This is a genomic window from Streptosporangium sp. NPDC020145 (assembly GCF_040631275.1).
GTDB lineage: Bacteria > Actinomycetota > Actinomycetes > Streptosporangiales > Streptosporangiaceae > Streptosporangium.
The window spans coordinates 380,364-392,445 of sequence record NZ_JBEXZT010000001.1 but is presented as its reverse complement, the minus strand read 5'-3'; the positions used below and the strand labels follow the sequence as shown (position 1 = coordinate 392,445).

At 72.8% G+C, this 12,082-nt stretch carries 4 protein-coding genes; 2 read left to right on the top strand and 2 right to left on the bottom strand.

Annotation, left to right across the window (positions count from 1 at the left end):
• The first annotated feature begins 16 nt into the window (after positions 1-16).
• On the top strand, positions 17-631 hold the full coding sequence (locus ABZ463_RS01640; RefSeq protein ID WP_352015786.1) for an FMN reductase: 615 nt from the start codon (positions 17-19) through the stop codon (positions 629-631).
• 10 nt (positions 632-641) lie between these two features.
• On the opposite strand, the gene ABZ463_RS01635 is transcribed toward ABZ463_RS01640, so the two are convergent.
• On the bottom strand, positions 642-2,060 hold the full coding sequence (locus ABZ463_RS01635; RefSeq protein WP_362771928.1) for a carboxyl transferase domain-containing protein: 1,419 nt from the start codon (positions 2,058-2,060) through the stop codon (positions 642-644).
• A gap of 478 nt (positions 2,061-2,538) precedes the next feature.
• Here ABZ463_RS01635 and ABZ463_RS01630 point away from each other — a divergent pair, with 478 nt between their 5' ends.
• Entirely contained in the window at positions 2,539-11,580 is a 9,042-nt protein-coding gene (locus ABZ463_RS01630; RefSeq protein ID WP_362771926.1) for an SDR family NAD(P)-dependent oxidoreductase, read from the top strand.
• Positions 11,581-11,637: 57 nt separating this feature from the next.
• Here the strand turns inward: ABZ463_RS01630 and ABZ463_RS01625 are convergent, their stop codons facing one another.
• Positions 11,638-12,045 (bottom strand): ester cyclase, encoded by a 408-nt coding sequence (locus ABZ463_RS01625; protein ID WP_362771924.1) that lies wholly within the window; start codon positions 12,043-12,045, stop codon positions 11,638-11,640.
• Positions 12,046-12,082 lie beyond the last annotated feature (37 nt).

Genomic DNA, 12,082 nt, shown 5'->3' with positions numbered 1-12,082 from the left:
CGAGAAGGAGAGAACGTTGACAGCCCTGAAGCTCGTCGCCGTCTCGGCGGGTCTCGGCAAGCCGTCCTCGACGCGCCTGCTGGCCGACCGGCTGACCGAGGCGACCAGGAAGCACCTCGAACCGGAGCGCCAGGTCGAGGTGCGCGTGATCGAGCTGCGCGACCTGGCGAGGGACATCGCCAACAACATGGTCACCGGCTTCCCGTCCCCCGCGCTGGACGAGGCGATCGAGGCCGTGACCGGGGCGGACGGCGTCATCGCCGTGACGCCGATCTTCACGGCCTCCTACAGCGGGCTCTTCAAGTCCTTCTTCGACGTGATCGACCACACCGCGCTCGCGGGCAAGCCGGTGCTCGTCGGGGCGACCGGAGGTACGGCACGGCACTCCCTGGCCCTTGAGCACGCCCTGCGCCCGATGTTCGCCTACCTGCGCGCGGTCGTCGCGCCGACGGCCGTCTACGCGGCCTCGGAGGACTGGGGCACGAGCGCGGGCTCGCAGGGGGAGGATCTGGCCACCCGCGTCACGAGGGCGGCCGGGGAACTGGCGGGCCTGATGCGGCACGGGCAGGCGACGACCGGCGCCGGGGAGGCGGTGCCGTTCGAGGAGCGGCTGGCGGCCCTGCGCCTGTGACGGGAGGCCCTCACAGCGGGATGTTGCCGTGGTGGCCGCGCTCCCCCGGAGCCCCGGCCAGCGCCTCGGCGACGCGGCGGCGGGTCGTGCGCGGGTCGATCACCTCGTCCACCACGCCGAGGTCGATCGCCCTGCGCACACCGCCCGCGTCCCGCTCGTGCTCCTCGACGAGCCTGGCCCGCAGCTCCGCGCGTTCCTCCTGCGGCGTCGCCGCCAGCCGCCTGCGGTGCAGGACCCCGACGGCGGCCTCCGCGCCCATGACCGCGACCTCGGCGTCCGGCCAGGCGAAGACCCGGGTCGCGCCGAGCGCGCGGGAGTTCATCGCGATGTAGGCGCCGCCGTACGACTTGCGCAGGACGACCGTCACCCGGGGGACCCGGGCCTCGGCGAAGGCGTGCAGAAGCTTGGCCCCGCGCCTGACCACCCCGTCCCACTCCTGGGCAACGCCCGGCAGGTAACCGGGGACGTCGGCCAGCACGACCAGCGGAACCCCCAGGGCGTCGCACATCCTCACGAACCTGGCGGCCTTCTCCGCGGAGAGGGCGTCCAGGCAGCCGCCCTTGCGCAGCGGGTTGTTGGCCACCACACCGACGGAGCGCCCGGCGAGACGGCCGAGCCCGACGACGACGTTCGGCGCCCAGCGGGGCTGGAACTCCTCGAACCGCTCACCCTCGTCCAGCAGGACGCGCACCAGCGGCCGGACGTCGTAGGCCTGCCGGGGAGAGGAGGGCAGCAGCGCCGCGGGGTCGCGGCCCTCGTCGAGGTCGTCGAGGTCGTAGTCTCCCTGGGCACCGAGGGCGAGCGCGATCCGCCGGGCGCGCAGGAGGGCGTCCTCCTCCCCTGCGGCGACCACGTGCACCACCCCCGAGCGGCGGCCGTGGGCGTCGGCGCCGCCGAGCCGCTCCATGTCGATGTCCTCACCGGTCACGCTGCGGACCACGTCGGGGCCGGTCACGAAGACCCGGCCCTGCTCGGACATGACGATCACGTCGGTGAGCGCGGGCCCGTAGGCCGCCGCCCCCGCCGCCGGGCCGAGGACCACGGAGATCTGCGGCACCAGCCCCGAGGCGCGGGTGTTGGCGGCGAAGACCAGCCCCGCGCCGTGCAGCGACTCGACCCCGTCGCCCAGTCTCGCTCCCCCGCAGTGCCACAGGCCGATGACCGGGACGCGTAGCCGTACGGCCTCGTCGACCGCCGCCACGATGTGCCGTGCCCCGGCGATGCCCAGGGCCCCTCCCATGACCGTGGCGTCCGTGCAGAACGCGACCACCGGATGCCCGCCGGCCAGCCCCTTGACCGCGAGGACGCCGCTGCGGTCCTCCGGGTGCAGCGGGGTGACCGATCCCGGGTCGAGCAGCCGGGCGAGCCTGTCCCCCGGGTGCCTGGAATCGCGGCCGATCTCCCCCGGTGCCGCCGCGACAACCGTCATGAAGCGCTCCCGTGTCTTCTCTTTTAACCGCCGATGCTTATTGGCACGCTAGGCGCGGCATCACGGGAACGTCCAATCACGATTCTTAATGAGTAACGACAAAGGAAGCCTTATGGCAGGTCAGAGGCCCAAAAAACCCTCAATCCCGCTTGACTTTGTAGGGAAATGCGTGCGACCTTCGTAGCGTGAACAGGGAAATAACCGCGACCGACCATCCGTGCCGGGACGTACGGCGGGCCGACCGGGCCTGTCGCTGAGTCCCACCGGGTTCCGCCCACGTAACACCGCCGCCCGCCGGAAGAGACCGAACGGGGAGAATCCTTTCCCCCACGGCTGTGCGATCTCACCGAATTCTTGCCGACGCGCCTTTTAATTGCGACGTCCGCTGGGCGGCCACCACCCGCGCCACAACTCCCGGAAGTCGATATCCGGAGCGCGAACGGATCGAAGAAGGCACGACAAGAGGCGGGTTTTCACAATGGCAGGAAATAAGCCGGAGAAGAGCACGCGGCGGGAGCGGAACGGCGGGGAGGCGATCGCGGTCATCGGGCTCGCCTGCAGACTGCCCGGCGCGCCGAACCCGGCGGACCTGTGGGAGCTGCTGCGGTCGGGACACGACGCGACCGGTGAGCCGTCCGAGGGCCGGCTGCGGGCCGACCCCGGGATCGCGGGGCTGCGGGGTGGCTTCCTCGACCACGTCGACCTGTTCGACGCCGGGTTCTTCGGCGTCTCCCCCCGTGAGGCCACGGCCATGGACCCCCAGCAGCGGCTCGTCCTCGAACTGGCCTGGGAGGCGCTGGAGGACGCCGGGCTGCCGCCCGCCACGCTGGCGGGGACGGCCTCGGGGGTGTTCCTCGGCGCGATGGCCTCCGACTACGCGACGCTGGTTTACCGGAACGGTGCGAACGCGGTGACCCGGCACACCCTCGCCGGGCTGACCAGGGGAATCCTCGCCAACCGCGTGTCCTACTTCCTCGGGTTGCGCGGCCCGAGCCTGACGGTCGACACGGCCCAGTCGTCGGCGCTGGTCGCGGTGCACCTGGCCTGCGAGAGCCTGCGTTCGGGGGAGTCGGCCGTCGCGCTGGCGGGTGGCGTCAACCTCAACCTCGTGCCGGAGAGCACGGTGACCGCCGACCGGTTCGGCGGCCTGTCCCCCGACGGACGCTGCTTCACCTTCGACGCGCGCGCCAACGGCTACGCGCGCGGGGAGGGCGGCGGCCTGGTCGTGCTCAAGCCGCTCGACCAGGCGCTGGCGGACGGGGACGAGGTGCACGCCGTCATCCTGGGCAGCGCGGTCAACAACGACGGCGCGACCAGCGCCCTGACCGTGCCCGACGCCACGGCCCAGGAGGAGGTCGTACGCCTGGCGCTGGGCAGGGCCGGGATCGAGGGCTCCGCCGTACAGGTGGTCGAGCTGCACGGCACCGGAACCAGGGTCGGCGACCCCGTAGAGGCCGCCGCGCTCGGGGCGGCCCTCGGCGCCGGCCGCCCCGCCGGGCAGCCGCTGCTCGTCGGCTCGGTCAAGACGAACATCGGCCACCTGGAGGGGGCCGCGGGCATCGCCGGGCTGCTGAAGGCCGTGCTGAGCATCCGCAACCGGGAGGTGCCGCCCAGCCTCAACTTCGAGACCCCCAGCCCGCTGATCGACTTCGAGGCGCTGAACCTGCGGGTCGCCTCCGGTACGGCACGGCCCTGGCCCCGCCCCGACGCCCCGCTTGTGGCCGGGGTCAGCTCCTTCGGGGTCGGCGGCGTGAACTGCCACGTCGTCCTGGGCGAGGCGCCCTCCGGCACCCGGGAGGAGGTCACCACGGAACCGGCCGCGGAGGCCGTCGCCGTACCGCTGGTCCTGTCCGCCGGGACGCCCGCCGCGCTGCGCGCGCAGGCCGCGAGGCTGGCCGCCTCCCCCGCGCTCGACGGGGACGTGCCGGACGTCGCGTTCTCACTGGCCACCACCCGGACGGCGTTCGGCCACCGGGCGGTGTTCGTGGGGGCCGAGGGCGGGGAGCTGCGCGAGCGGCTCAGGGCGTTCGGCGCGGGCGAGCCGGTCAGGGGCTCCGTGCGGGGCACGGCCCGTGAACTCGGCGGAACCGTGTTCGTCTTCCCCGGCCAGGGCGGGCAGTGGGCGGGCATGGGCAGGCGGCTGGCCGAGTCCTCCCCGGTGTTCGCCGGACACCTGCGGACCGTCGCCGAGGCCCTCGAACGGCACGTGGACTGGTCCCTGACCGACGTGCTGTGGCAGAAGCCGGGAGCGCCCTCCCTGGAGCGGGTGGACGTCGTCCAGCCCGCGTTGTTCGCGGTCATGGTCGCGCTGGCCCGGCTGTGGGAGTCGTTCGGCGTCCGCCCCGACGCCGTGATCGGCCACTCGCAGGGGGAACTCGCCGCCGCCGCCGTGACCGGGGCGCTGTCCCTGGACGACGCCGCCGCGATCGTGGTGCTGCGCAGCCAGGCGCTCGCCGCCATCTCCGGGCGGGGCGGGATGGCCTCGCTCCCGCTGCCCGTCGAGCGGGTCCGCGCCACGCTCGCCCGCTGGGAGGGACGGCTGAACATCGGCGCCGTCAACGGCCCCGACACGACCGTGGTCTCCGGTGACGCCGACGCGCTCGACGAACTCGTCGCCCACTACGAGGCCGAGGACGTCCCCGTACGGCGGGTGCGGATCGACTACGCCTCGCACTCCGCGCACGCCGAGGCGGTGCGGGACCGGCTGCTGGAATTCCTCCCCCGGTACGGCGCGCGCGGCACCGGCGTCGCGTTCTACTCCAGCGTCACCGGAGGTCCGCTCGACACCGCCACGCTCGACGCCGACTACTGGTACCGCAACCTCAGGCAGACGGTCGAGTTCGACCGGGCCGTACGTGGCGCCCTGGCCGACGGCCACACGGTGTTCGTCGAGGTCAGCCCGCACCCGATCCTGTCCACCGGGATTGAGCGAATCCTGGAGAGCGCCGCGCCCGGCTCCTCCGACGGGGTGGTGACGGGGACGCTGCGGCGTGGCGACGGCGGCCTGGACCGGTTCCTGCTGGCGCTCGCCCACCTGTACACGCACGGCGCCCCCGTCGACTGGACGGCCGCGCTGCGTCCCGGTGCGCGCCGCGTTCCCCTGCCCCTCTACGCCTTCCAGCGTGACCGCCACTGGATCGCCGCCACCGAGCCCGTACCGCCGCCGCTCGGCGGGCCACCTGTCCCGGATCCTGTCGCCAGGCCGTCCGGGCAGGCCCGGGAGCTGCTCGGCCTGGTCGTCTCGGCCACCGCGGAAGTCCTCGGCCACGAGGACCCGGGGGCCGTCGAGGCGGGCCGTACCTTCAGGGATCTGGGGCTCGACTCGCTCGGCGCCGTCGAGCTGCGCGACAGCCTGTCCTCGGCGACCGGCCTGACGATCCCCACGACCGTCACCTACGACCACCCGACCCCGCTCGCCCTGGCCAGGCATCTGGAGGCGACGGCCGAGGGCCGTACGGCGGACGTTCCCGCCGCCGAGGACGACCGGCGGGGCCAGGAGAACGAGCCGATCGCGCTGGTCTCGATGGCGGGACGGTGGCCGGGCGGCGCCGACACCCCCGAGGCCCTCTGGGAACTGGTGCTCGACGGCACCGACGCGATCGGTGCCTTCCCCGCCAACCGGGGCTGGGACGTGGACGCGCTCCACGACCCCGAAGGCGTACGGCCCGGCACCTCGACCACCCGGGAGGGCGGTTTCCTGCACGACGCCGACCGGTTCGACGCCGAGTTCTTCGGCATCGGCCCCAGGGAGGCCGCCGCGATGGACCCGCAGCAGCGGCTGCTGCTTGAGACGGCGTGGGAGGCCCTCGAACGCGCCGGCATCGTGCCCGAGACGTTGCGGGGCAGCCGCACCGGGGTGTTCGTCGGGCTGACGCCGCAGGACTACGGTCCGCGCCTGCACGAGACCGGAGAGGGGGCCGAGGGGTACGCGCTGACCGGCACCACCGCGAGCGTCGCCTCCGGCCGGATCTCCTACGTCCTGGGCCTTGAGGGGCCCGCGGTGACCGTGGACACCGCCTGCTCGTCGTCGCTGGTCGCGCTGCACCTGGCGGTCCGTTCGCTGCGTTCCGGGGAGTCGGACCTGGCGCTGGCGGGCGGGGTGACCGTCATGTCGGCGCCCGGGATGTTCACCGAGTTCTCCCGGCAGGGCGGGCTCGCCCCTGACGGCCGCTGCAAGGCCTTCTCCGGCGCCGCGGACGGCACCGGCTGGGCGGAGGGCGTCGGCCTCCTGCTGGTCGAGCGGCTGTCGGACGCCCGGCGCAACGGGCACCGGGTGCTGGCCGTGATCCGGGGCACCGCGATCAACCAGGACGGCGCCTCCAACGGCCTCACCGCCCCCAACGGCCTCGCGCAGCAGCGGGTGATCCGGCAGGCGCTCAGGGACGCCGCGTTGACCTCAACCGACGTCGACGCCGTCGAAGCCCACGGCACCGGAACCACCCTCGGCGACCCGATCGAGGCGCAGGCGCTCATCGCGGTCTACGGCAAGGACCGCCCCGAAGACCGGCCCCTGTGGCTGGGGTCGCTGAAGTCCAACATCGGCCACACCCAGGCCGCCGCAGGAGTCTCCGGTGTCATCAAGGTCGTGCAGGCCCTGCGGGAGGGGATCCTGCCCAGGACGCTGCACGCCGACCAGCCGTCCGAGCACGTCGACTGGGCCGGGGGCGGGGTCCGGCTGCTGACCGAGAACGTTCCGTTGCCCCGGAACGGACGGCCCCGCCGCGTGGGTGTCTCGTCGTTCGGGATCAGCGGCACCAACGCCCACGTCATCATCGAGCAAGCCCCGGAAACACCGTCGGAACCCCGCGACGAACAGCCCAACCCCGCCCCCGTCGCGCTTCCCCTGTCAGCCCGCTCGGCGGCGGCCCTGACCGCCCAAGCGTCCCGCCTGGCCGACCACCTGGAAACCCACCCCGAGCTGCGCCCCGAGGACGTCTCCCACTCCCTGGCCACCACCCGCGCCACCTTCGAACACCGCGCGGTCGTCCTCGGCGACACACCCGCCGAACTGGCCGGAAAGCTACGGGCGCTCACCGACTCCCACCCCGCCAAAGGCACACCCCGGGTGACCTTCCTCTTCACCGGCCAGGGCAGCCAACGCACCGGCATGGGCCGCACCCTGTATGACACCTACCCCGCCTTCGCTCACGCCTTCGACCAGGTCACCGCACTGTTCGACCCCCACCTCCCTGTTGCGTTGAAGGACGTCATCTTCGACCCCGCCCACGAAGAACTGCTCAACCACACCCTCTACACCCAACCCGCCCTGTTCACCCTCCACACCGCCCTGCACCACCTCCTGGCCTCCTGGAACATCCACCCCACCGCTCTGGCAGGCCACTCCATCGGCGGCATCACCGCCGCCCACCTCGCCGGCGTGCTCACCCTGGAGGACGCCGTCCACCTGGTCGCCGCCCGCGCCCGCCTCATGGACGCGTTGCCTCCCGGCGCCATGGCCGCCATCAACGCCCCCGAAACAGACATCACCCCCCTACTCGGCCCCGGGGTGGGTATCGCCGCCCTCAACACCCCCACCTCAACCGTCATCACCGGCGACGTGGAAGCCGTCCAGGAACTCACCGACCACTTCACCGAACTCGGCCGCAAAACCAAGCACCTCACCGTCAGCCACGCCTTCCACTCCCACCACCTCGACCCCATCCTCAACGAGTTCCGCGACGCCATCAGCACCCTGACCTTCAACCCCCCGACCCTGCCCGTCATCTCCGACCACACCGGCGAACCCCTCACCCACACCGACCCCACCTACTGGACCAACCACCTACGCCACCCCGTCCGCTTCCACGACGCCCTCACCACCGCCGCACCCACCACCGACCTCTTCCTCGAACTCGGCCCCGACCCCGTCCTCACCACCTTCGCCACCGAAACCACCCCCACCGTCCCGGCGCTGCCCACCCTGCGCCGCAACCGGCCCGAACCCATCACCGCCCTCACCGCAGCCGCCCACCTCCACACCAACGGCACCCACATCGACTGGACCGCCACCCTCACCGGACAGCCCAGGACCGTCGACCTGCCCACCTACCCCTTCCAGCGGGAACGGCTGTGGGCGCAGCCTCCCGCGGACCTGCCGCGTGACGTGGCGGGGCTGGGGCTCGGCGCGGCGGAGCATCCGCTGCTCGGGGCGGCGGTTCCGCTCGCGGACGGTGCGGGAACCGTTCTGACCGGCCGTCTGTCCCTGGCCACCCATCCCTGGCTGGCCGACCACGCGGTCTTCGACACGGTCATCGTCCCGGGCACCGCCTTCGTCGAACTGGCGGTCCACGCGGCCGACGTGACCGGCCTCGACACGATCGAGGAACTCGTTCTGCACACGCCGCTGGTCCTCACCGCCCGCGACGCCGTACAGCTGCAGGTCGTCGTCACCGGCTCCCAGGGGAGCGCCGTGGAGATCTACTCCCGTCCCGGTGACGGCTCCGGCGAGTGGACCCACCACGCCAGTGCGACCCTGACCGAGGGCGGCCCCCGGAAGGAGGCGGCCGACCTGACGGTGTGGCCGCCGGTCGGCGCGGAGCCGGTCGAGGTGGGGACGGTCTATCCGGTCCTCGACGAGGCGGGGCTGCGGTACGGCCCGGCGTTCCGGGGGTTGCGTGCCGCCTGGCAGCGCGGCGAGGAGTTGTTCGCCGAGGTCGCCCTGCCGGAGCCGTACGCGCAGGACGCGGCCGGCTTCGGGGTGCATCCCGCGTTGCTGGACGCCGCGGTGCACCTGCCCGCGCTGCGGGGGCTGGCCGACGTGCCGGAGGGCGGCAACCGGTTGCCGTTCGCCTGGAACGGCGTACGGCTGCACGCCTCCGGCGCGACCACGTTACGGGTCCGGGTGGTGATGTCTGATTCGGGGTCGTTGACCCTGTACGCGGCCGACGCCACGGGGGCGCCCGTCGTCTCGATCGACGCGCTCGTCGCCCGGCTCGTCTCGGCGGATCAGCTGAGGGAGGCGGGGCCCGCCACGGAGAGCGGCCTGTTCCGGGTCGAGTGGTCCGAGTTGGCTCCGGGGGTTCCCGGACGTCAGGCCTGGGCCGTACTCGGGGATCGGCAGCTGTACGACGGGCTCAGGGAGACCGGGGTGATCGCCTCACTCTTCGCCGACCTGGACTCGCTGACCGACGCCGTTTCCGCCGGGGAGCCCGTCCCGGCCTTCGTCGTGCTCGCGGTCTCTCCTCAGGACGATCCGGTGGCCGGGGCGCACGACAACGCGGAACGGGTGCTGGCCGTACTGCGGGAGTGGGTCGAACGGTGGGACGACGGACGGCTGCTGGTCCTGACCAGCGGCGCCGTCACCACGGGCGAGGAGCCCTCCGACCTGTCCACCGCCCCGGTCTGGGGGCTGACCCGTTCGGCGCAGGTGGAGCATCCGGGGCGTGTGCTGCTGGCGGACCTGGACGGCGCGGCGTCGTCGATGGAGGGGCTGCCGTCGGCGGTCGCCGCGGCGGTGGCGGGTGAGGAACCGCAGTTCGCGGTGCGCGCGGGGGTGGCCCTCGCTCCCCGGCTGGTTCCTCTGCGTGTCCCCGAGGTCTCCGAGGGGCTCGGGCTGGACCCTGAGGGGACGGTGTTGATCACCGGCGGCCTCGGCACCCTCGGCACCACCATCGCCCGCCACCTCGTCACCACCCACAACATCCGACACCTCATCCTCACCAGCAGACGCGGACCCCACACCCCCGGCGCCACCCAACTCCACACCGAACTCACCACCCTCGGCGCCCACATCACCATCACCACCACCGACACCACCGACCGACACGCCCTCACCCAACTCCTCAACACCATCCCCCCCAACCACCCCCTCACCGCCATCATCCACACCGCAGGCGTAACCGACGACACCCCCCTGACCACCCTCACCCCCCAACGACTCCACCCCGTCCTCACCCCCAAAATCGACGGCGCCCACCTCCTGCACGACCTCACCCGAAACCACCCCCCCACCATCGTCCTGTTCTCCTCCATCTCCGGACTCCTCGGCGGAGCCGCCCAAGCCGCCTACACCGCCGCCAACACCTACCTCGACGCCCTCGCCACCAACCACCCCACAACCACCTCCCTCGCCTGGGGACTCTGGCAACAGGAAAGCGACATCACCGCCCGGTTGAGTTCGGCGGACCAGGCGCGCATCGCGCGCACCGGGCTGCGGTCACTGCCGACGGAGCAGGCACTGGCGCTGTTCGACGCGGCCGTCTCGGGGCGGACGCGAGGCTCGGTCGTGGTGCCCGCGTTGCTGGCTCCGGCGGTGGAGGGGACACCGGCTCCGCTGCTGCGCGGGCTCGTCCGGTCCGCCCGGCCGGCCGCGCGGACCCGCGCGGGCGCGGGCGGCGGGGCGGCGTCCCTGGCGGGCAGGCTGGCCGGGCTCGACCGTGAGGCGCGCGCCGAGGCCCTGCTGGAGCTGGTCCGCGGCGAGGTCGGCACGGTGCTCGACCATCCGGCACCGGGCACCATTCCCGGTGACCGCGCGCTCATCGAGCTGGGTCTCGACTCGCTGACCTCCGTCGAACTGCGCAACCGCCTCAGCACCGCCACCGGACTCCGCCTACCGGCGACCCTCACCTTCGACCACCCCACCCCCCAGGCCGTCGCCGACCTGCTCGACCGTGAGCTGGGGGACACGGCCCGGGAGGTACGGCCAGGCCGTACCGGGGTGAGCGGGGCGGGCGGCGGGCTGGCCGCGATCCACCGGCGGATGCACGAGACGGGCAAACACCTGCAGGCGGCCGAGTTGCTGCTCGCGGTCTCGCACGTGCGCGGCCAGTTCGGCGCCGCCGAGCGCGACCGGTACGCGCGGCCCCCGATCAGGTTGGCCACCGGCCCCGGGCGGGTGTCCCTGGTGTGTTTCCCCGCGCTCAGCGCGATCTCCGGACCGCACGAGTACTCGCGGTTCGGCCAGGTCTTCAGAGGGGAGCGGAACGTCCACGTCGTACCGTCTCCCGGATTCACCGACGGGGAGGCCGAGGCGCTGCCCGACTCGCTGGAGACACTGGTCCAGATGAACGTGGAGGGTCTGCGTGCCTGCGTCGGCGAGGACGAGCCCTTCGTGATCGTCGGCCGTTCGATGGGGGGCTGTGTCGCGCACGCGGTCGCCGTCGCGCTTGAGGACCAGGGGCTGAGGCCCGCCGGGCTCGCGCTGATCGACAGCTATCCGATCGACGCGGCGGGCCAGGAGGGCATGGAGTGGTGGCTGGGCGGCATGATCGGCGGGATGCTCGACCGGATCGACCGGTTCGACATGACGTTGCACGACGACAGGCTGACCACGATGGGTCTCTACAACCGGCTCTTCGTCGGCTGGCAGCCGAAGCCGGTCCAGACGCCGATCCTGCTGCTGCGGGCGACGGAGCCGTTGCGCGGCACGACGGTCGATCCCGAGGGCCGGCTGGACTGGCGGGCGTACTGGCCGGTGGCGCACGAGTCGACCGACATCCCCGGCGACCACTTCACCACTCTTGAGGAGCGTTCGGACACCACCGCCCAGGCGATCAGGTCGTGGGTCGACGGGCTGGTGTGACGGCCGCATGGCACCGCCGCCCGCTCCGGACTCCCGGAGCGGGCGGCGGGCGGGCGCTCAGACGAGCTGCTGCACGATGCCGAGACGGTCGGGCAGGACCTCGTACTCGATGATCTGGCCGTCACGGAACCTGATGGTGCTGATGCTCTGGCCGACGAAACGGCGTCCGCTCGGCGGGGCGCCGAACACCTCGCCGCGCTGCACCCCTTCGATGGTCCAGTAGACGACGACCCTGTCGTTCTCGGCGACGGTGTCGGTCACCGTGGCCGTCACGCCCTCGACCGCCTGGCGCAGCCAGGTGATGTGCTGGACGAAACCGGCGCTCCCGCCGCCGCCCAGCGCGGGTCCCGCGGCGTCGGTGCCGTCCTCGGCGACGATCTCGTCGAGGACCTCCAGGCGGCCCTTGGACACGACCTCCTCGTAGAAGCGTCGCGCCACCGCGCGGTTGGTCTCCGTGGTGCTCATCGTTGACTCCTTTTCCGTTGAGGTGTGGGGAACGGGG